Consider the following 18,952-nt stretch of genomic DNA (forward strand, 5'->3'; position numbering starts at 1 on the left):
CATGCTGCCAAGTTCCGACACCGTCTTGACTCAATCGGCACCGATTGCCCTCGACCATCAAGCCACAACCCCATGTCACCCTGACGTGATTGAGGCCATGGAGCCCTGGTGGCGTGAACAGTGGGGCAATCCTTCAAGCCGGCAGCATCGGCTCGGGCTCACGGCTGCCGCCGCCGTGCAATTGGCCCGAGAGCAATTAAGCGATTGCTTGAACTGTTCCAGTGAACAGCTGATCTTCACCAGCGGGGCCACAGAGGCCAACAACATCGCCCTGCTCGGACATGCGCGAGCCGTGGCACGCCAGAAGGGAAAACCAGGGCATCTGATCAGCATGGTCAGCGAACATCACGCTGTTCTCGACCCCCTGTGGCAGCTTCAGCGCGAGGGCTTTGGCATCACCCTTCTCTCGCCAGAGCCAGATGGTCTCCTCGACCCCAAAAAGCTTGAGGCCGCCATCACTGAAGACACCCAATTGGTGAGTGTGATGCTGGCCAATAACGAAATCGGCGTCATCCAGCCACTCCCTGAAATCGCGGCCATTTGCAGAGATCAAGGGGTATCGCTGCATAGCGATGCCGCACAAGCCTTCGGCCACATCCCCCTGGACAGCCAACGCCTTGGCGCCGATTTTCTCAGCCTGAGCGCCCATAAACTGAACGGACCGAAAGGGATCGGCGCCCTGATCTACAACCCAGATCTAGAGGTGGAGCCGCTGCAATGGGGAGGAGGGCAAGAACGGGGGTTAAGACCTGGCACCTTGCCGGTGCCGTTGATCATCGGATTTGCCAAAGCGGCCGAGTTGGCACTTAGCGATCTCGCTAGCCGCAGTCAACGCCTCAAAGGTTTGCGCAATCAACTTTGGGAGGGCTTGAAGCAGAGGCAGCCAACGCTGCTTCTCAATGGACATGCCACGGCTCGACTGCCACACAACCTCAACATCACCATTCCAGATGTCTCCGGAAGCAAGCTGCATCGAGCACTGCGATCCCGCGTGTCCTGTAGCAGTGGTTCGGCCTGTAGTCGCGGTGAACCGTCCCATGTGCTGATGGCCTTAGGGCGAAGCCGCCAAGAGGCCGAAGCCTCCCTGCGACTGAGCCTGGGGCGCAGCAGCACGGAGCACGACATTGACCAAGCCGTGGAGGCCATCAACGACGTCATCCACCAATTGCGTCATAAAGCATGAAATATATGGTGCGTGTCGCTACTTTCCGGCCAAGCCTTTCAATCAACATCTGGCAATGAGCGAAATCACGGAGAGCAGCAGGCTCCACGTCCTACAAGCCATCGAAGATGGCTGGTCTGGCTTCTGCAAAGCGCCATTGCCCTTTGTGCTTTTCACCCTGTTATCCGGGGCGTTAGGGCTGATCTTTCAGGCGATGAGTCATGCAGCCGCCATCAGATCCTCTGCAGGATCAGGCTTCGATCCGGGCACCGTCCTGCTGATGATTGTCTCCGTGATTGGCAGCACCGTGATCAGCCTCTGGGCGGTCACAGGTCTGATTCGAGGAGCATGGAAGGCCCTTAGTGGCCATAAGCCCTCCTTTAGAGACCTCACCCACTGGGATGGCCAAGCGGCAGGTCGCCTGTTCATTAACCAGTTGGTGCTGGCCGTTGTTCTTGCGATCATTGTGTTCATCGCCGTTGCCATCGGCACCGGCCTGTTCCAAATCAATCAGGCCTTGGCCGTGATTCCTGGCCTCGTGGCTGGCATCGTGTTCCTGTATTTGGGAGTGAACCAAAAGTTCCTTCCCTTCATCGCGATCATGGGAGAGGGCAATCCTCTTCAAAAAATCCAGAGCGGTAGAGCCGTCGTAGATCCCAGCTGGGGGTGGATGCTCTTGCTCCTGATCGTGGAAGTGGTGATCATGGGCATTGGACTCCTACTCAATGGAGTGGGCCTCCTGGTTGCTAGCCCCTTGGTGATCTGCATCTCAACAGCGGCCTACCGCCAACTGTTTGGCACAGAAGACCAAACCGGTTTTCTTAGCGAAGGCTGAGTCCGACAAAGGCCGCTACACCGAGCAGTGCCAAGAGCAATTGAGCCAGACGACTCACGAGCAGTCCGGCCACTACCGCCAAGCCCACCACGGCTCCTTGGCGTAAGGCTTTAAGCCACCCGAAATTCACGGGTGGCTTTTTTTTGACCCAGGTCTCCACCACTAGAGCCCCAAGCCAGGGGCCAAATAAGGCCCCAAGCAATGGACCTCCAAAGGGGAGGGCCGGAAGAAGGCCGAACACCCCTAAGAGCAGACCCACCCCCGCCCCCGCCGCTGACCAACGGCTGGCCTTAAGGCGCATCGAGGCCAGGCCCAATGCCAACAGGTCGGCCACAAGGCCCAGCCCGAACAAGACCAAAGCAACAATGAGCTCAGGCCAGGCCTGTTGCCAGCCGACAGCAACGGTCCAAATCAATCCGCCTACAGGAAGCCAGATCAAGCCAGGAAGCAGGGGCAAGAGCGTGCCAGGAATCGCCAGCAGCTGCACCAACAGAGCAATCCACCACCACCAATCGGAAGACCAAGGGATACTCATCGCTCAGACCGAGCAGTGTCGGGCCTCCGTCTGGCAATTCGGAGTTTTGCGCTGCGGCTGCGCGGGTTGTCCGCCTGCTCCTGTTCTGACGCCATCAACGGTTTGCGCGTGACCCGTTCGAGCCGCTCCTCTTGAAGGAAAGCGGTTTTAACCCGACGATCTTCCAACGAATGAAAACTGATAATCGCGAGGAGACCGTCAGGCTTCAGCCATCCAGGCGCAATCTGAAGCAATCGGTCCAGCACTCCCAGTTCATCGTTCACAGCAATCCGCAATGCCTGAAAGGTGCGCGTGGCGGGATGAATCCTTCCCCGCCTGGCTTTCGGGGGGTAACAACCAGCAACGGCATAGGCCAACGCCGCCGTGCCTGCATAGGCGCCTTCTGCATCCAGATCCGCCTTGATCCGTCGCGCAATCCTGCGAGACAAGCGTTCCTCGCCAAAGGCATAAATCAAGTCAGCCAGGGCATTCACATCCAGCCGCTCGATCAGCTCCGCTGCCGTTTCACCCCCAGCCGCTGGGTTCATGCGCATATCTAAGGGCCCGTCCAGCCGGAAGCTGAATCCTCTGGAAGCCACATCCAATTGGGGACTACTCACCCCAAGGTCTGCCAGCACCAGCGACACCGGTTCCTGTGGTTCAAACGCAGCAAAGTTGACCGGAACGATCTGGACGCGCTCCAGGAAGGGTTCCAGTCTTGAAGCAGCAGCAGCCCTGGCTGTGGGGTCCTGATCCAAACCAATCAAATGCACGCCAGGACAGCGTTCCAGGATGAGTTCGCTATGACCGCCACCGCCAAGAGTGGCGTCAATCACAGCTGTGTTCTGCCAAAGGGATGGGGGCTGCTCAGACAAAATCTGCAGCAGCGTTTCAGCCAATACGGGCACGTGGCTGAAGGCCACACCAGAAGACAGCGAGTGATCGGGCATCGGTCCTTCCTAAGATCCCGATAACGCAATGAACCTCGGCTCACCATGACGCAGCTGGAAACGCGCACCGAGCCGATGGTGGTCAACTTCGGCCCCCATCACCCCTCGATGCATGGGGTGCTGAGGCTCGTCGTAACCCTGGACGGTGAAGACGTTGTGGATTGCGAGCCGGTGATCGGCTATCTCCATCGCGGCATGGAGAAGATCGCCGAAAACCGCACCAACGTGATGTACGTGCCCTACGTGAGCCGTATGGACTACGCCGCGGGCATGTTTTATGAAGCCATCGTGGTGAACGCTCCAGAGCGCCTCGCCAATATCCCGGTGCCCAAGAGAGCCAGCTACATCAGGGTGTTGATGCTGGAGCTCAACCGGATCGCAAACCATTTGCTCTGGCTTGGCCCCTTCCTCGCTGATGTTGGCGCTCAAACACCGTTCTTTTACATCTTCCGTGAACGGGAGATGATTTACGACCTCTGGGAAGCGGCCACAGGCCAGCGACTGATCAACAACAACTATTTCCGCATCGGTGGTGTGGCCGCCGATTTGCCCTGGGGCTGGCTGGAAAAATGTAAGGATTTTTGCGACTGGTTTGGTCCAAAAATCGATGAGTACGAAAAACTCATCACCAACAACCCAATTTTCCGTCGACGCATTGAAGGGCTTGGCGTGATCGGCCGAGAAGAGGCGATCAATTGGAGCTTGTCAGGTCCAATGCTGCGGGCTTCCGGTGTGCCGTGGGATCTCCGCAAGGTGGATCACTACGAGTGTTACGACGATTTCGATTGGGATGTGGTCTGCGAGAAGGAGGGTGATTGCTTTGCTCGCTATCGGGTGCGCATTGAAGAGATGCGTCAATCGCTAAAAATCCTGCGCCAAGCCTGCGACATGATCCCCGGCGGCCCCACCGAGAATCTCGAAGCCCACCGCATGGCGGAAGGTAAAGAAAGCCCCTTTGCCGGATTCGACTATCAATATGTGGCCAAAAAAGTGGCGCCTACGTTCAAGATCCCGAATGGCGAGCTGTACACCCGCCTGGAATCAGGCAAAGGCGAAATCGGAGTGTTCATCCAGGGCAACAACGATGTGACCCCCTGGCGCTTCAAGATCAGGGCCGCTGATAGCAACAACCTCCAGATCCTTCCTCACATCCTCAAGGGACACAAAGTTGCCGACATCATGGCGATCTTGGGCTCCATCGACGTGATCATGGGATCCGTTGATCGCTGATCCATCTAGATCCAACTTGTCATTAATCCTTGGCTTTTCGATCGCCAGATGAGTGGTTAAAGCTTGAGCGCATCGTGCGTTTTGGCGATACCGATGCTGCTGGTGTGATGCACTTCCACCAGCTGTTGCGCTGGTGCCATGAAGCCTGGGAAGACAGTCTTGAGCGCTACGGGATTGCCGCAGCGGATGTTTTTCCAGGATGCAGGGCAGCAGATGTTCCACCAACCATCGCTTTGCCGGTGGTGCACTGCGCAGCCGATTTTTTACGACCCATCCATGGTGGTGATCACTTGGTCGTGACACTGAAGCCGACCAGGGTGGATCCCAGCCAATACGAGGTGCGTTTCCTCTTTCAACTCGAGGAAATCGACGTAGCCCAAGGGATCATCCGCCAGCTAGCAATCCACTCTGAAACGCGCCGGCGCTGTGCCTTGCCAGAAGCAATCGATCGCTGGCTTGAAGCATCAGCAATCGGCACCGTCGGAACGCTCTAGATCCTTGAGCCAGGCCCGCCATCGAGCTCGCTCCCACTTGCCAGCGTTGGTTGACGCAAGCTCAGCACAGTGATGCCATCGCTGGGGGCGCTCTGCAGGCAACCATCGATCCGTCAAGGCCTTAAGCCGCAGCAGAAACGCGTCTGCGGCTCCGGGCAGATGAGCTGCATCTTGCCAACGCACCAAAACCACCAGACGTTCTCCCCATTCGGGGTCGTGAACGCCAAGAAACAGCACTGCTTTGAGAGGGAGGCCAACCTCTCGCGCAGCAGCCATCAAGCGAACCTCTAGCTGCTCTGGAAAGACCGTGACTCCACCGGAGTGAATCGCACCATCGAGGCGGCCCAGCAGCGTGAGCTGTGGAGTTGACGCAGGCCCTTGAAGACGCGCAGCATCACCAGAGCGCCACCAGCCATCCACATCGGTCAGGGGGCTAACGGACGGCTCCGTTGATCGTTCAGCCAGCGATCCATCCCCATCAGGCTTCCAACGTCCTATTGCTAAACGCCTGCAACGCACTGCAAGCGCACCATTTCCCTCCACCCGAAGCTCAATGTCATCGAGAGGCTCACCCACTCCTTCTTCCCCATCCAGAAAGCGCTCAGGGGATTGAGCCACGACCATCGCGGCCGTCTCTGTGGCCCCATAACAAGGCGCCAGCTTGATCCCCAAGGCGCGGGCCCTCTCCGCAAGCTCATCTGGCAACGCTGCTCCACCCACCCAGATCAGCGCCATCGCTTGCAACCAGCGCACACCTGCCGGATCGGCCAACAAGCGCCCGAGCTGAGTGGGCACGAGCGAGAGCAACATCGGCATCGAGTCCCAATCCGAACGCTGACAGGACTCCTCCAACAAAGCCTGAGGACTTTTCATCAACGCTGGAGACAGCCAAACATGGGCCACATTCCACTGCTGAGCTCGCCACCAAGGCATCAAGCCACTGATGTGCTGAAAGGGCAGCGGATTCCAAATGATCACTTCCGATGCATTCAGTCCAAGCGCATGCAACCAACGGCCTGTCGCCGCGGCCGATTGATCCAAATGGATTGATGGCTGAAGACAAAGCTGTCGGCCACCGCTGCTTCCGCCTGTAGAAAGCACCAATCCAGGACCCTCCGGTAGAGCCTTAGGAGCCTCAAGCGGAACATCCTGGGGACCCATTAGACGCACCCAATTTCCCCGCTCGAGAGCAGGCAGGAGAAATCCAGCAACAATGGATGGGCTCTGTGGATCACAACACAACTGTTCAAGACTGCTCATCGCGCTCCTCGCTCACTTCAGCTGCGGCCAACACATCAGCCGCGGCCCACACCTCTGCCGGATCGGAACTAAACAACGGGCTAGCCGGACACCACCCTGGAGCCAGCCCAGGCGCCGCCGGTGTTTCCCCTTGAGCCTGGAGGGCCGCCAAGTGCGCCAACCAGCGCCCACCAATCCCGGTTTCAAACGTGGTGCTCAGCATGAGGCGAGGCTTGCCCCGAAGCAAATCCCGCAAAAGAGGCCTTGGGTCTCCTTCCAGCAACGGTCGACGCACCTGCCAGCCCTCCCACTGATCGCGCCAGGTGGGATGCACCTGCAAGGACTCATCCAAAGCGACAGGCACCACAGCAGCGATCGCCTCAAGGCCCTCCCAATCATCAGCGGCAAGCGGTTGCTCGAACCACTCCAGCCGTGAATCCCCGCGCAGCTGCTCCACCCATCGCCAAGCCTGCAGCCTGTCCCAGCCGCCATTGGCATCAAGCCGCAATCGCGCTGAAACCGGAAGCTTGTCGAGCAGACCCTGCAGCAAGCCCATCTCCTCATCGTGGTCGCAGACCGCCACCTTCCACTTCAGCGTGAACGGCAGGTTGGGATCCACTGAGGTCAGCAGGCAATCCAGTGCATCCCGCATCGCGACTCCTGCCGGCAACAAGAACGCCGAGGTTGGCACCTGTAGCCAACCAGCAGAGGAGGCACTCCCAAGCTGGCCATCCAGCTCAGCCAGGGCAGCCCCAAGGGCGAAAGCCAACGCCGCTGGAACAGATGCGAGCAAGTGTTCAAGGCTGCTGACAGTCCAGACCACCCCAAGATCCATCATCCGAACCAAGGCGGACTGGCAATCCTCATGCTGTTCAGCCTCCAAGGGCGACACCTCTCCCCATCCAAGACGGCCAGCCGAGTCCTCCAAGCGCAACAACCAACCTCGACGCTGCTGCAACACCCCGGCAGCGGTGTGCAAAGGCCGGTTGAGCTGGAACCCATAGGGCTTGATCTGCAACCGAAGCTCCATCCCTTTCAACTCAGTAAGGGGCCCAGCGCTAATCCCGCACTTAAGCCAAGACCGTTGAGAGCCTGAAAACGGAGCGCCAAAAATTTGCTGCCGGCGATTCGATCGGGTTCGGCATGGTGATCACGCAGCAAACGAATCAGCGCTGCTGCAGCTGGTAGGCCAATCGCGCCAAACAGGGCCGTGAGCGGCCAATCACCGTGAAGAACTGGCACCCATTCGAGCGCAAGAGTTCCGGCAACAAACCAAGGCACCAAACTCGCAGCTTTGGCCGTACCCAAGCGCACCACTGGGGAGCGTTTGCCATGGGCTGCGTCCTCATCCACCTGATGAAAATGGGAGCAAAACAACACCAGAGACGTGGCCAACGCAGGTCCTGAGCCAAGCATCAGCGCAAGCTGCCAAGGCACTGCTGCTTGATCAGAAGGAGCCAGCACCAGCAGTGCAGCCGCCGTTGCAAACGGACCAAAAGCCAACCAACAAATCGGCTCCCCCCATCCCCGATAGGCCAAGCGAAAGGGTGGACCCTGATACAGGTATCCGAGTCCACAGCTCACCAGCACAAGGGGGAGCACCACGAACGAGCTGCGCAGGGCGAGGATCAGCATCAGGCCTAAGCCCAGCATCAACGCCAAACAGGCCCAACGACGGACAGACCTTCGCTGCCCTACCAGCGCCACGATCGAATGGGGCTTGCCAACAACATCCACACCGGTGTCGGCATCAAACAGATCATTGCTGAGGTTTTCCCAAAGAAGCAGCAGCACCGCCGCGAGCAAAAAGCCTGAGAACTGGGACCAACGCACCGACTCCTGGGCCCCCAGGCGCCAACCTGCCGCCAACAGCACGGGCATCACAGCAACCGAGTACATCCGCCACTTGATGGCGGCCTTCCACAAACGTCGGCGATCGGACATGGAGTAACGGGTTGCAACAGCCTGGGGACCTGGCATGGGCAGGATCCAGACACACTGCGATGTGGCTCATACATTTGAGCAGGACGCTGCACTGATTCGCCGGGCCATGACAGCCGCACTTCAACAACCAACGGCTGCTCAGCGTTTCGGCACGCTGCTCGACACCGCTCAGCGCGCTTGGAATCAGCGCCAAGTGGAGGAGGGCACATTCAGCATCGCCGTGCAGGTTCCCGCTCAGGATCCGCTCAAGCAATTGCCATGCCTGGCGGGAGAAAGCGCTTTCCGGTTCCTATGGGACAGCGCCCCAGGCCTCTGCCTTGCTGCGGCCGGTCAATGCCAAAACCTTGAGCTAGCAGGTCCGCGGCGATTTGAGCTGGCCCAACGTTTCAGCGACACCACCCTGCAACGCCTGATCGATGCCAGCCCTGAGGCGCCGTGCCAGGCCCGCTCCCGGGTTTTGCTCGCCTTCAGTTTTTTCGAGCAGAACCGCGAACAGCAGGGCAGTCTGGACACAGTCCCCTGCCTGCATGCGCTGCTCCCCCGCTGGCAACTCAGCAGACATGGTCAACAAAGCTGGTTGCGGATGCATGGCCATGCATCCGATGCATCTGATGTGCGTGTCCTCGTGGAAGCGCTGTGGCAGATGGCCGAAGCGCTCAACACAACGTCGCCTCAAGAGGAGCCAGACGATCCAACAATCCTGGGTACCCCCGTGGGCTGCTGGCAAGAGCGCTATCAACCAGCACTCGAGCAAGGATTGGCGTTGGTGAATGAGGGAGCCCTACACAAGCTGGTGCTGGCCGTGCGTCAGTCGATTGAACTCACCACTCCTCTCTCCCCCTTACCCCTGTTGGAGAGGCTGCGGCATCAGCAAACCGGGAGCTGCCGCTTCCTCTGGCAACGAGGACTCAATGATGCTTTTTTTGGAGCCTCGCCAGAGAGGCTGCTCAGCCTGCGCAACGGACGGTTGCGGAGCGATGCCCTAGCCGGCACTGCAGGTCGAGGTGAAGGCGGCGACACCCTGATGCAATCGAGCAAGGACCGCCACGAACATGAGCTCGTCGTGAAGGCAATCAGCGAGAGCCTCCGCGAGGAAGGACTGCAACCGCAAAGCCCTCGGCGGCCCCAATTGTCGCGCCATGGCCAGCTGATCCATTTACACACCCCGATCAGTGCCGATGCTGCAGGGCACCAGGCCCTTGCCCTCGCGGCTGCGCTTCATCCGACCCCAGCGGTAGCAGGCCTACCAAGGAGAGAGGCCATGCATTGGCTGCAAACACTTGAGCCATTCGAGCGCGGTGGCTATGCAGCGCCCATCGGTTGGATCGACAAGGCCGGTGATGCGGAATTGCGCGTTGCCATCCGCTGCGGACACCTGCGCGGCAGCCAACTTGACCTCACCGCAGGAGCTGGCCTTGTGCGCGGATCGATTGCGGAGCGGGAACTACAAGAGGTCAGCCAAAAGCTGGCCGTCCTCGCCGACCAGCTTGATCTTCACTCAGGGAGCCTGGAGCGAACGCAGACGCCACTCCATCGATGACTGCTTGAGGATGTCTCCTTCCTGAAATCAGGTCGAAGACGCACTCAGACGAGCAATCACCATGTCGGCCAAGGGCACGTTCATCAAACGCTCCACTTCGCGAATACCGGTTGGACTGGTGACATTGATTTCACTCAGCATTCCGCCGATCACATCAATCCCCACAAAAAACAAACCCTCCGAACGCAAGGCCGGAGCCAAGGCCTCACAAATCAAGCGTTCACGCTCCGTGAGCTCCGTGGCCTCAGGAAATCCCCCCACAGCCAGGTTGCTCCGAAACTCCCCCTCTTTGGGCTTGCGGTTCACAGCTCCCAGTGGTTCTCCATCCACGAGCAGGATCCGTTTGTCGCCATCGGTAACGGCCGGTAAAAAACGTTGAGCCATCACTGGAAGCGAACCCTGTTCCGTCACCAGTTCAAGCAATGCACCGAGTCCGGGTGCTGACGCTGAAACGCGCACAACACCTAAACCAGCCCGGCCACCGAGGGGCTTCAAAACCACTTCCTCTTGTTCGCGCGCAAAGGCCGATAGCTCCGAAATTCGGCCCGACACCAACGTTGGGGCCATCCAGCGGCTGAAGCGCAGAGCACCAAGCTTTTCGTTCCAACTGCGCAGCGATGCCGGACGGTTCAGCACCAGGGCACCCGCTCGCTCGGCCACATCGAGCAGATGGGTGGCATAGAGATAGGCCTCATCAACGGGAGGATCCTTCCGCATCCAGATCGCTCCAAAGCGATTGAGAGGACAGCGTTCTGGTTCGCCGATCTCAATCCAGGGATCGGGCTGCACTGGCACCGCAACCGCTAAGGGCTCATCACCCAATGCAATCAAATCAGCAGGCGTGGACGCCCAGACCTCATGGCCAGCACGCTGGGCCGCCTGCATCAAGGCGGCTGTGGAATCTTTTGCAGGGTTGATCCGATCGAGCGGATCCAACACGAAGAGGTGGCGCATGGCTGACACCGATTCAGGCCTGACCGGCGAGCAGGGCATCCAGTTTCCCCGCACGCTCGAGGCCATGAAGTTCGTCGCAGCCCCCTACGTGTTGGTCATCGATAAAAATCTGAGGAACACTGCGTTTGCCGTTGCCTCGGGCCGCCATCGCATCACGTCCAGGCTCATCCCCATCCACCGAGACTTCGCTGTAGGCCACACCCTTTCGATCGAGCAGACCCTTTGCGCGCACACAAAACGGACAGGTGCTCCAGGTGTAGATCTCAACCTTGGCCATCGAACTGCCGCATGGGAAGGCTGAATCTTATGCAGGACGACCGCGCTGATAGCGTCAAGTTCCGAAGACTCCCTTGCTCCATTGCTGGACCTCACAGACTTCAAACGCGATCTTTCCGAGCTCACTGACCGCCTGGGCCATGCCCAGGACTGTCTTTGACGTCCCTGCACTGAACGCCAGGCAGCAAGATCTCGAGCAACTCGCAGCTCAACCCGAGTTTTGGAACGACCAGCAAAACGCCCAGAAGCAGATGCGGCGCCTGGACGAAGTCAAGGCACAGCTGCAGCAACTGGTGGATTGGCGTGGTGCGATCGACGATGGGCAAGCCACCCTTGAGCTCTATGACTTAGAGCCTGACGAAGACCTCCTCGGTGAAGCTCAGCAGGGACTCGATCAGCTGCGACACGCTTTGGATCGCTGGGAGCTGGAGCGCCTGCTCAGCGGTGAATATGACAAAGAAGGTGCTGTTCTAAGCATCAACGCCGGTGCCGGGGGCACTGACGCCCAGGACTGGGCCCAGATGCTGCTGCGCATGTACACCCGCTGGGCCGAAGACCAAGGGATGAGCGTGCGCGTCAATGAGTTGTCGGAAGGTGAGGAAGCAGGCATCAAAAGCACCACGATTGAAATCGAAGGTCGTTACGCCTACGGCTATTTACGCAACGAAAAGGGCACCCATCGGTTGGTGCGGATCTCGCCCTTTAATGCCAATGACAAGCGGCAAACGAGCTTCGCGGGTGTGGAAGTGATGCCCAAGCTGGATGAAGATGTAGAGCTCAATATTCCTGAAAAAGATCTCGAGGTCACCACCTCCCGCTCCGGCGGGGCCGGTGGGCAGAACGTCAACAAAGTGGAAACGGCCGTTCGCATCCTTCACGTACCCACCGGTCTGGCGGTGCGCTGCACCCAAGAGCGCTCCCAGCTTCAGAACAAAGAGAAGGCCATGGCCCTGCTCAAGGCGAAGTTGCTGGTGATTGCCCAGGAGCAGCGTGCAGCGGAAATTGCCGACATTCGCGGCGACATTGTGGAAGCCGCCTGGGGAAATCAGATCCGCAATTACGTGTTTCACCCGTACCAAATGGTGAAAGACCTGCGCACCCAAGAAGAGACCACAGATGTGCAAGGCGTGATGGATGGAGATCTCAACCCCTTCATCCAGGCGTTATTGCGCCAAGGTGTGGATCGCCCAGGCAGCGACGACGACACATGACTCAGGCTCCCAACAACAACAGCACCCCTTCCACAGCACAAAGCGACGACAAGGGAGCGCCACCGCCGAGCTTCGTAAAATTGGCCATGCGCAACATGGTGCGCAAAGGGGGGCAGAGCCTGTTCCATTTCGGCCTGACCGCTGCAGGCTTCATTGGTTTCATTCTTGTGGTGGCCTGGTTGGGGCGACCAACACTCCCGCAATGATCAGCCTCGATCTGGCCTTCAGCCCCGCAGCCGCTGACCTCATTGATGCAGCGGATGACGAAAGCACGCGCTCGAGGCTGCTACAAGCCAGCGATTGGGAGGGTGAATTAAGCGCCTGGATCGAAGCCCTTCGTCAGGACCTCGACAACCACTGTCCCGATGCCGTGAGGACCTGCGACACGGTCAGTTTGGGAGTCTCGCTGCTCGATGACGCCAGCATCGCCGAACTCAATCTGCGCTGGCGCCAGAAAGCCACTCCAACGGATGTGCTCTCCTTTGCTGCTCTGGAGAGTGAAATGCCGATGGGTGCAGGCCAAGAGCTTGAACTAGGTGACATCGTCGTGTCGGTGCCCACCGCCCGTCGTCAAGCTCTGGAGCAGGAGCATGGCCTGGAACGGGAACTGCGCTGGTTGGTCAGTCACGGGCTTCTGCACTTGCTGAGCTGGGATCATCCCGATGAAGACTCGCTCGCTGCAATGCTGCAAAAACAGGAGCACCTACTTGGCATGGGCGGTAACGTTCCCTCCTGAGGTGAGATCAACTGTGAATCAGCAGATGAAGTCACTGCTGAACCCTGAAGACGGAGCACCGGTGCCTGAGGAGATCAGCCAGCGCAGCACCCAACGCGCCCATCGCGCAGCCAAACGGGGTGCCTGGCGGATCGCCGGGGACCTCCCCTCGAGCTTCCGATACGCGGCCCAAGGTCTGGGCTACGGCTTCGTGAGCCAGAGGAACTTCCGGATCCACGTTTGTACGGGAGCTGTGGTCTTAGGGATGGGGATTTGGCTCCAGCTTCCCTCCATCCAGCTGGCGGTGTTGGTGCTCACGGTGGCTGTTGTGTTGGTGTTGGAGCTGCTCAATACGGCCATCGAAGCTGCGGTGGACTTGGCAATCGGCCGCCGGTTCCATCCCCTTGCCAGGGTTGCCAAGGATTGTGCGGCTGCCGCTGTTCTCGTCTCTGCAATCAGCTCAATGCTGATCGCGCTCCTGCTTCTCCTTCCACCCCTGATCCTGCGCCTGGGCCTCTGACCATGCTCTTGGTTATCGATAACTACGACAGTTTCACCTTCAACCTGGTGCAATACCTGGGGGAGCTCGCCAGCCAGTTCCCGGTGGCCACCGACTGTCGCGTCGAGCGAAACGACGCCCTCAGCCTTGAGGAGATTCGCGACCTGAATCCATCCGCGATTTTGCTTTCACCTGGCCCAGGCGATCCGGATCAAGCCGGTGTTTGCCTCGAGGTCTTAAGCCAACTCTCACCCACCATTCCAACCCTTGGCGTCTGCCTCGGGCATCAGTCCATAGCGCAGGCGTACGGCGGACGCGTTGTGAGAGCCCGCGAACTGATGCATGGGAAAACATCTCCTGTTCAGCATCGCGGTGAAGGCGTCTTCGCGGGGCTCCCCCAACCCCTTACTGCGACCCGGTATCACAGCCTGATTGCGGAACGAGACACGCTTCCTGAGTGCCTTGAAGTCACCGCCTGGCTAGAGGATGGAACGATCATGGGTCTGCGCCATCGCGACTACCCCCATCTGCAGGGGGTGCAATTCCATCCGGAGAGCGTGCTCACAGAAGCAGGGCACCAGCTGCTGGCCAACTTCCTGCGTCAAGCAGAACCCCAGTGACATCACTGCTAGCTTCCTGAGCACAAAGACGAGCAGCAATGTCGGTCCACGAACGGGTTCAGAGTCTTTTCAGCATTGTTGTGCGTGGATCTGCTCTGCTGGCGATCGGCACGATTGCTCCAGTTCGGGCCGCGGGCGTCAGCGTGACCAATTACGGCCATAGCGCCTTGCTGATCCGCGGAGGCGGCCAATCCGTGATGGTGAATCCATTTCGGGCCGTGGGCTGCGCCAAAGGACTCGCTGAACCACGCGTGAACGCAACGGTGACTCTTGCCAGTTCGGAATTACCCGATGAGGGGGCCCGCATCGGTGGAGGCACCTATCTGGTCAAACCCGGTTCCTATCGTGTCGGCGGTCTCAAGATCGAAGGGTTCGCCGCTCCCCACGACCGCGTGGGTGGCCGTCGTTTTGGCCAAGCCACGGTGTGGCGCTGGCAACAGGCAGGCCTCAGCTTTGCCCATCTCGGAGGCACCGCCGCCACACTCAGCGGTGAGGACAAGGTGCTTCTCGGTCGCCCCGACGTCTTAATCATCGGCGTCGGCGGCGGCGGCAAGGTCTACAACGCAGAGGAGGCGGCGAAGGTTGTACGGGAACTCAATCCCCGCAGGGTGATCCCAGTCCAATACGTGAATGGGGAGGCGCCGTCCGGCTGTGACCTCGGCGGAGTCCAGCCTTTTTTGGACGCGATGTCCGGTACAAAGGTGCGCAAGGTGGGGCCAAACCTCAACCTGCCTGGAACCCTTGGTGACACGACCGTGATCGATGTCATGCGTTGATCGCGACCGACGCCAACAGCGCTGACAGCTCGGCTCGCTCCATCCCAGCGATCAAGGACAAAAGCAGCAGAATTCTTGCCTTCTGAGGGCTGAGGGTTCCCGCCGGCAACAAACCAAGTTCGTCCTGCAGCGCACAGGGATGAACAGGCCCGCTACCGCAACGATTCGCGCGCAGCATCAGGGGCAACACACCTGGCCAGGCTTTGATCGCCTGACGTTCTCCCGCAGACAACTGACCGGCCCCGGTGCCGGTCCAGACCAGCCCCTTCACCCCTGCATGGGAAAGGGCCGACACCATGGCTAATGGGGGATCCACACAGCCATAAAGAATGGCCACTTCGGGCCACTGAGGCGGCAAGGCCAGCGTCGCGAAGGGAACGGTACGGGACCCCGACGCCACCGGCACATGCACCCCGCTGTCATCCACCCAGCCCAGGGGGCCCACGTCTGGGCTTTGAAAGGCACCCACACCCTGGGTGGCCACCTTGGTGACAGCCCCAGCTCCATGGATCTGGCCATCCATCACCACCAGCACCCCGTGGCCACAGGCCTGAGGGCTACAGGCCACTTGCACCGCCTGAAACAGATTCAGCGGACCATCGGCACTGAGCGCTGTAGCCGGACGCATCGCTCCCACCAACACCACGGGCCGCGGATCATCAATGAGTAACTCCAACAACCAGGCGGTTTCTTCCAAGGTGTTGGTGCCGTGGGTGATCACCACTCCCACCAGCTCGGGAGACGCAGAAAACGCCTCACGGATGCGCTTCACCAGTTGGATCCAATGCTGAAACTGCAGATCCGCACTATCCAGATTGGTGAGTTGCTCCACCTGAATCTGAGCCAGCTCCTGCAGCTGCGGCAGCTCCTGGAGCAGTTCCGATCCCGCCATCGCCCCCGCGGTGTAGGCGTTGACAGAGGTGCTTTTGTCAGCGCGGCCAGCGATCGTGCCGCCCGTGGCAAGCAGGAGCAACTGCGGGGATGATGCGGACTGATCGACCATCAAGACTCTGAATCGATCGCTTGATAAGCCTGCCAAAAGCGCTGCATCTGCTCAGTGGTGCCAATGCTGATGCGCAGCGAACCATTGATCTGAGGCTTCCCCGCCATCGATCTCACCAAAATCCCTGCCGCCCGCAGCTCCGCTTCAACCGTTTCAGACGAACGATGGGGCCAAAGCAACAGATAATTGCCGCCAGCGGCATGATGAATAGCATGCTGACGCGTTAGTTGAGTAACGATCCAGTTACGGGCTCGTAACACTTCGGCAACATAGGCATCGGTATAGGGCTGATCGGCCAAAGCCGCCATCGCCGCCGTCACGGCCAAACTATTGACGTCATAGGGACCCGTGACCCTTCCCACCCGGTCCACGACATCCGGATGGCCAAGGGCAAACCCGATTCGCAAGCCAGCAAGGCCAGCGGTTTTCGCCAACGACCGGAGCACGAGCAGGTTTGGAACGACGCGAAAATCAACGGACGGCAAGACGCTGTCTCCCGTGAACGCCTCATACAACTCATCCACCACCACGAGCGTTTCAGGCGCCGCAGCCGCTAGTTCCAACACTTGAGCCGCCGGCAAACGGGTTCCCGTGGGGTTGTTGGGATTGCAGAGCATCAAGATGCGCGGCTTGCGCAACAAAGCGGCGCGAATCGCCTCCATCGGAAACACAAATCCGGGCAGCTCATGGGGCACGGCCTCAATCGCCATCCCCTGCATGCCCGCACAGGGGGCGTAATACCCAAAGGTGGGACTGGTGGTCAGCAGCGTGTCACCGGCCGCGCCATAGGCATGAATCACGGCATGGATCGCAGCGTCGACCCCGTTAAAGATCCCAACATGCGCAGCCGATAACGCAGAGGTCAAACCTGCTGGCGACGACACCAGGTTGGCAATCAGGGCTTCGCGGAGGCCGTCGTACTCGGGATAAATCGCGATCTGATCGGCCGGGAAAGCGCGAATCGCCTCCGTGACCCTGGGACTGGGGCCCATCGTGTTTTCGTTGAAGTCGAGCCGCAACAAGTCGCGTCGTCCTTCAAGCGGAGCGCTGTAGGCCTTGAGCTGCTCGACCTCGGGCCGGGCGCTGGGTGCATTGCTTTGAGGGTGTCCGTTCACAGCCAATCCCAAGTCACGAAACAATCAAAACGTGAAAACGAATTCGAACCACAGCTGCTGCATTTGGCCAACTTGGTGTCACTACATCCGTTCCAACGTTGCAATGCCCAATAATCCCAATCCTGAATTCAGGGTATCGGCGGTGAGACGGCACAACGCCAAACGGGATGACAAAGACTTGCCCTCAGCCTTGAGAACTGGAACCTGGTCATAAAAGCGATTGAACACTTGCGATAACTCGAACAAATAACTGCAGAGGCGATTGGGCAGCAACTCCTCTTCCACCTCGGCGATCACCGCATCGAATTTGAGCAGCTCCCGCACCAGGGCCCACTCCTGGGGCTCGCTGAACTGCAGCATTCCGGCCTCGGCCTCAAGGTCTCCACCCTTGCGCGCAATTCCAGCAATCCTCACCACCGCATACAGCAGATAGGGGGCTGTGTTGCCTTGTAAGGCCAGCATCCGATCGAAGCTGAACTGGTAATTGGTGATCCGGTTTTGGCTGAGGTCGGCGTACTTCACCGCCGCCAGCCCCACCGTGCCAGCCACATGCGCAATGAACTGATCGTCCTCGCTACGCCCCTCCTCCTCCAAGCGCCGACGGAGATCGGCTTCTGAGCGTTCCACCGCTTCGTCGAGCAGATCCCGCAGCCGAACCGTGTCACCCGAACGGGTTTTGAGTTTTTTGCCGTCTTCGCCCTGGACCAGCCCAAAGGGCACATGCTCCAGTCGGCCGCCTTCTGGAATCCAATTGGCCCGTTTCGCCACTTGAAACACGCCTGCGAAATGATTCGCCTGACCCGCATCGGTCACATAAATCACGCGGCGTGCACCATCTCCATCCGAGGCCAGCGCAAAGCGATAGCGGATCGCTGCCAGGTCGGTGGTGGCGTAGTTGAACCCTCCATCACTCTTGCGAACAATCACGGGCAAGGGCTTGCCATCCTTCCCATTCACGCCCTCAAGGAAGACACACTCCGCACCGTCATCGGTGACGAGCAAGCCAGCCTCCTTCAAACCAGTGAGGACTGAGGCCAAATAAGGGTTGTAGAACGATTCGCCCCGTTCGCTCAGACGAATATCAAGCCGGTCGTAAATCTTCTGGAACTCACGCCGCGACTGATCACAGAGCAATCCCCACGCCTTGAGTGACACAGGATCGCCGCCTTGAAGCTTCACCACCTCCTCTCGAGACGTGGTCTGAAAGGCTTCGTCTTCGTCGAAACGCTTCTTGGCCTCGCGATAAAAGGCCACCAAATCACCAAGGTCCACCGCATCGGCCGTGTTGAGGGTCTCGGGGGCTACCTGTTTGAGATGGGTGATCAGCATCCCGAACTGGGTTCCCCAATCACCCACATGGTTGAGGCGCAGCACCCGATGGCCGCGGAACTCGAGCACCCGAGCCAGAGAATCGCCAATGATCGTGGAGCGCAGGTGGCCGACGTGCATCTCCTTAGCGATGTTGGGGCTGGAAAAGTCCACCACCACGGCGGCATCGCTGTGCACCTCAGGCACACCCAGGCGCGGATCGCCCAGCCGTGCTGACACCTCAGCCACTAAGCGCTCCGGCCGAATGGTGAGGTTGATAAATCCAGGACCAGCGATCTGGGGCTCCAAGCACAGGTCAGTGAACGCTGGATCTGCCTGAAGCGCCTCCACAATCGCCCCGGCAATTTGGCGTGGAGCCTGCTTGAGAGGCTTCGCCAAGGGCAAGGCGCCATTGGCCTGGAAATCACCGAATTCCGGCTTGCTCGCTGGCGCCAGCTGAGGATCGAGCAGGGCATCCACCTCCGGGAAGGCCCGCTGCATCGCCTCGCGCAACTGGGCTTCAAGGGCGTTGGCGATGCAAAGCATGAAAGGCAGCAAAAGCGCAGC

The 18,952-nt window shown here is 59.4% G+C and carries 21 protein-coding genes; 11 read left to right on the forward strand and 10 right to left on the reverse strand.

All coding sequences use genetic code 11. The features are described from left to right. The first annotated feature begins 1 nt into the window (after position 1). Both SynMVIR181_RS12025 and SynMVIR181_RS12030 read left to right on the forward strand, forming a co-directional pair. Complete coding sequence (locus SynMVIR181_RS12025; protein ID WP_186589388.1) at positions 2–1,183, forward strand: cysteine desulfurase family protein; 1,182 nt, start codon at positions 2–4, stop codon at positions 1,181–1,183. A gap of 55 nt (positions 1,184–1,238) precedes the next feature. Continuing rightward, positions 1,239–1,997 (forward strand): hypothetical protein, encoded by a 759-nt coding sequence (locus SynMVIR181_RS12030; RefSeq protein WP_186589389.1) that lies wholly within the window; start codon positions 1,239–1,241, stop codon positions 1,995–1,997. Here the strand turns inward: SynMVIR181_RS12030 and SynMVIR181_RS12035 are convergent. Next, the gene (locus SynMVIR181_RS12035; protein WP_186589390.1) at positions 1,984–2,532 is read right to left on the reverse strand and encodes a DUF456 family protein; all 549 of its coding nucleotides are present in this window, start codon (positions 2,530–2,532) and stop codon (positions 1,984–1,986) included. The two genes, SynMVIR181_RS12030 and SynMVIR181_RS12035, sit on opposite strands and share 14 nt — an antisense overlap. Continuing rightward, on the reverse strand, positions 2,529–3,461 hold the full coding sequence (rsmH, locus tag SynMVIR181_RS12040) for a 16S rRNA (cytosine(1402)-N(4))-methyltransferase RsmH (RefSeq protein WP_186589391.1): 933 nt from the start codon (positions 3,459–3,461) through the stop codon (positions 2,529–2,531). The genes SynMVIR181_RS12035 and rsmH overlap by 4 nt, the downstream gene beginning before the upstream one ends. A gap of 45 nt (positions 3,462–3,506) precedes the next feature. On the opposite strand from rsmH, the gene SynMVIR181_RS12045 reads away from it, so the two are divergent. After that, entirely contained in the window at positions 3,507–4,691 is a 1,185-nt protein-coding gene (locus SynMVIR181_RS12045; RefSeq protein ID WP_186589392.1) for an NAD(P)H-quinone oxidoreductase subunit H, read from the forward strand. Between the two features lie 29 nt (positions 4,692–4,720). Beyond that, positions 4,721–5,185, forward strand: coding sequence for a thioesterase family protein (locus SynMVIR181_RS12050; RefSeq protein ID WP_186589393.1), 465 nt, complete (start codon positions 4,721–4,723; stop codon positions 5,183–5,185). Here the strand turns inward: SynMVIR181_RS12050 and SynMVIR181_RS12055 are convergent. Genes SynMVIR181_RS12055 through menA form a run of 3 tightly spaced genes read right to left on the reverse strand, consistent with a single transcriptional unit; the run spans position 5,156 to position 8,404 of the window. Continuing rightward, positions 5,156–6,445, reverse strand: a complete 1,290-nt coding sequence (locus SynMVIR181_RS12055) for an AMP-binding protein (RefSeq protein WP_186589394.1) — start codon at positions 6,443–6,445, stop codon at positions 5,156–5,158. The two genes, SynMVIR181_RS12050 and SynMVIR181_RS12055, sit on opposite strands and share 30 nt — an antisense overlap. Further along, positions 6,432–7,454 carry an o-succinylbenzoate synthase gene (locus SynMVIR181_RS12060; protein WP_186589395.1) on the reverse strand — a complete coding sequence of 341 codons (1,023 nt, stop codon included), beginning with the start codon at positions 7,452–7,454 and terminating at the stop codon, positions 6,432–6,434. The genes SynMVIR181_RS12055 and SynMVIR181_RS12060 overlap by 14 nt, the downstream gene beginning before the upstream one ends. A gap of 5 nt (positions 7,455–7,459) precedes the next feature. Then, positions 7,460–8,404 (reverse strand): 2-carboxy-1,4-naphthoquinone phytyltransferase, encoded by a 945-nt coding sequence (menA, locus tag SynMVIR181_RS12065; RefSeq protein ID WP_186589396.1) that lies wholly within the window; start codon positions 8,402–8,404, stop codon positions 7,460–7,462. Positions 8,405–8,474: 70 nt separating this feature from the next. On the opposite strand from menA, the gene SynMVIR181_RS12070 reads away from it, so the two are divergent. Continuing rightward, the gene (locus tag SynMVIR181_RS12070; protein WP_186590669.1) at positions 8,475–9,908 is read left to right on the forward strand and encodes an isochorismate synthase MenF; all 1,434 of its coding nucleotides are present in this window, start codon (positions 8,475–8,477) and stop codon (positions 9,906–9,908) included. 27 nt (positions 9,909–9,935) lie between these two features. Here SynMVIR181_RS12070 and gshB read toward each other — a convergent pair whose 3' ends face one another. Beyond that, the gene (gene gshB, locus SynMVIR181_RS12075) at positions 9,936–10,862 is read right to left on the reverse strand and encodes a glutathione synthase (RefSeq protein WP_186525658.1); all 927 of its coding nucleotides are present in this window, start codon (positions 10,860–10,862) and stop codon (positions 9,936–9,938) included. A gap of 13 nt (positions 10,863–10,875) precedes the next feature. Further along, positions 10,876–11,139, reverse strand: a complete 264-nt coding sequence (grxC, locus tag SynMVIR181_RS12080) for a glutaredoxin 3 (protein WP_186524032.1) — start codon at positions 11,137–11,139, stop codon at positions 10,876–10,878. Between the two features lie 81 nt (positions 11,140–11,220). Between grxC and prfB the strand changes: the two genes are divergently transcribed. The 6 genes from prfB to SynMVIR181_RS12110 all read left to right on the forward strand — a co-directional run bounded on the left by prfB (position 11,221) and on the right by SynMVIR181_RS12110 (position 14,959). Next, positions 11,221–12,349 (forward strand): peptide chain release factor 2 gene (gene prfB / locus SynMVIR181_RS12085; RefSeq protein ID WP_186589397.1). Its coding sequence is split into 2 segments (ribosomal slippage): positions 11,221–11,295 and positions 11,297–12,349, totalling 1,128 coding nucleotides; the frame shifts between segments, so codons are not numbered across the junction. After that, entirely contained in the window at positions 12,346–12,555 is a 210-nt protein-coding gene (locus SynMVIR181_RS12090) for a DUF3285 domain-containing protein (RefSeq protein WP_186589398.1), read from the forward strand. Before prfB ends, SynMVIR181_RS12090 begins: the two co-directional genes overlap by 4 nt. Continuing rightward, positions 12,552–13,085, forward strand: a complete 534-nt coding sequence (ybeY, locus tag SynMVIR181_RS12095) for an rRNA maturation RNase YbeY (RefSeq protein WP_186589399.1) — start codon at positions 12,552–12,554, stop codon at positions 13,083–13,085. The genes SynMVIR181_RS12090 and ybeY overlap by 4 nt, the downstream gene beginning before the upstream one ends. A 25-nt stretch (positions 13,086–13,110) precedes the next feature. Continuing rightward, positions 13,111–13,584 carry a diacylglycerol kinase family protein gene (locus SynMVIR181_RS12100; RefSeq protein ID WP_186589400.1) on the forward strand — a complete coding sequence of 158 codons (474 nt, stop codon included), beginning with the start codon at positions 13,111–13,113 and terminating at the stop codon, positions 13,582–13,584. A gap of 2 nt (positions 13,585–13,586) precedes the next feature. Beyond that, positions 13,587–14,183 carry an aminodeoxychorismate/anthranilate synthase component II gene (locus tag SynMVIR181_RS12105; protein WP_186589401.1) on the forward strand — a complete coding sequence of 199 codons (597 nt, stop codon included), beginning with the start codon at positions 13,587–13,589 and terminating at the stop codon, positions 14,181–14,183. Between the two features lie 38 nt (positions 14,184–14,221). Next, positions 14,222–14,959: an MBL fold metallo-hydrolase gene (locus SynMVIR181_RS12110; RefSeq protein ID WP_186589402.1), complete on the forward strand. Its 738-nt coding sequence runs from the start codon at positions 14,222–14,224 to the stop codon at positions 14,957–14,959. Here the strand turns inward: SynMVIR181_RS12110 and SynMVIR181_RS12115 are convergent. From SynMVIR181_RS12115 to argS, 3 genes are all read right to left on the reverse strand, one after another. Next, the gene (locus tag SynMVIR181_RS12115) at positions 14,949–15,962 is read right to left on the reverse strand and encodes an asparaginase (RefSeq protein WP_186589403.1); all 1,014 of its coding nucleotides are present in this window, start codon (positions 15,960–15,962) and stop codon (positions 14,949–14,951) included. The genes SynMVIR181_RS12110 and SynMVIR181_RS12115 overlap by 11 nt on opposite strands. Further along, the gene (locus SynMVIR181_RS12120) at positions 15,962–17,089 is read right to left on the reverse strand and encodes a histidinol-phosphate transaminase (RefSeq protein ID WP_186589404.1); all 1,128 of its coding nucleotides are present in this window, start codon (positions 17,087–17,089) and stop codon (positions 15,962–15,964) included. Before SynMVIR181_RS12120 ends, SynMVIR181_RS12115 begins: the two co-directional genes overlap by 1 nt. 69 nt (positions 17,090–17,158) lie before the next feature. Further along, positions 17,159–18,931 carry an arginine--tRNA ligase gene (gene argS / locus SynMVIR181_RS12125; protein WP_186590670.1) on the reverse strand — a complete coding sequence of 591 codons (1,773 nt, stop codon included), beginning with the start codon at positions 18,929–18,931 and terminating at the stop codon, positions 17,159–17,161. Positions 18,932–18,952 lie beyond the last annotated feature (21 nt).

The sequence above is a fragment of the Synechococcus sp. MVIR-18-1 genome (assembly GCF_014279835.1).
In the GTDB taxonomy this organism is placed as follows: Bacteria; Cyanobacteriota; Cyanobacteriia; order PCC-6307; family Cyanobiaceae; genus Synechococcus_C.

Excerpts from the sequence above, each read along its gene's own strand:
- SynMVIR181_RS12045 (WP_186589392.1), top strand. The coding sequence starts at position 3,507 with ATGACGCAGCTGGAAACGCGCACCGAGCCGATGGTGGTCAACTTCGGC.
- SynMVIR181_RS12055 (WP_186589394.1), bottom strand. The coding sequence starts at position 6,445 with ATGAGCAGTCTTGAACAGTTGTGTTGTGATCCACAGAGCCCATCCATT.
- SynMVIR181_RS12105 (WP_186589401.1), top strand. The coding sequence starts at position 13,587 with ATGCTCTTGGTTATCGATAACTACGACAGTTTCACCTTCAACCTGGTG.
- SynMVIR181_RS12110 (WP_186589402.1), top strand. The coding sequence starts at position 14,222 with ATGTCGGTCCACGAACGGGTTCAGAGTCTTTTCAGCATTGTTGTGCGT.
- SynMVIR181_RS12090 (WP_186589398.1), top strand. The coding sequence starts at position 12,346 with ATGACTCAGGCTCCCAACAACAACAGCACCCCTTCCACAGCACAAAGC.
- SynMVIR181_RS12070 (WP_186590669.1), top strand. The coding sequence starts at position 8,475 with ATGACAGCCGCACTTCAACAACCAACGGCTGCTCAGCGTTTCGGCACG.
- SynMVIR181_RS12115 (WP_186589403.1), bottom strand. The coding sequence starts at position 15,962 with ATGGTCGATCAGTCCGCATCATCCCCGCAGTTGCTCCTGCTTGCCACG.
- SynMVIR181_RS12100 (WP_186589400.1), top strand. The coding sequence starts at position 13,111 with ATGAAGTCACTGCTGAACCCTGAAGACGGAGCACCGGTGCCTGAGGAG.
- SynMVIR181_RS12060 (WP_186589395.1), bottom strand. The coding sequence starts at position 7,454 with ATGGAGCTTCGGTTGCAGATCAAGCCCTATGGGTTCCAGCTCAACCGG.
- SynMVIR181_RS12025 (WP_186589388.1), top strand. The coding sequence starts at position 2 with ATGCTGCCAAGTTCCGACACCGTCTTGACTCAATCGGCACCGATTGCC.
- ybeY (WP_186589399.1), top strand. The coding sequence starts at position 12,552 with ATGATCAGCCTCGATCTGGCCTTCAGCCCCGCAGCCGCTGACCTCATT.
- menA (WP_186589396.1), bottom strand. The coding sequence starts at position 8,404 with ATGCCAGGTCCCCAGGCTGTTGCAACCCGTTACTCCATGTCCGATCGC.
- rsmH (WP_186589391.1), bottom strand. The coding sequence starts at position 3,461 with ATGCCCGATCACTCGCTGTCTTCTGGTGTGGCCTTCAGCCACGTGCCC.
- grxC (WP_186524032.1), bottom strand. The coding sequence starts at position 11,139 with ATGGCCAAGGTTGAGATCTACACCTGGAGCACCTGTCCGTTTTGTGTG.
- gshB (WP_186525658.1), bottom strand. The coding sequence starts at position 10,862 with ATGCGCCACCTCTTCGTGTTGGATCCGCTCGATCGGATCAACCCTGCA.
- SynMVIR181_RS12035 (WP_186589390.1), bottom strand. The coding sequence starts at position 2,532 with ATGAGTATCCCTTGGTCTTCCGATTGGTGGTGGTGGATTGCTCTGTTG.
- argS (WP_186590670.1), bottom strand. The coding sequence starts at position 18,931 with ATGCTTTGCATCGCCAACGCCCTTGAAGCCCAGTTGCGCGAGGCGATG.
- SynMVIR181_RS12030 (WP_186589389.1), top strand. The coding sequence starts at position 1,239 with ATGAGCGAAATCACGGAGAGCAGCAGGCTCCACGTCCTACAAGCCATC.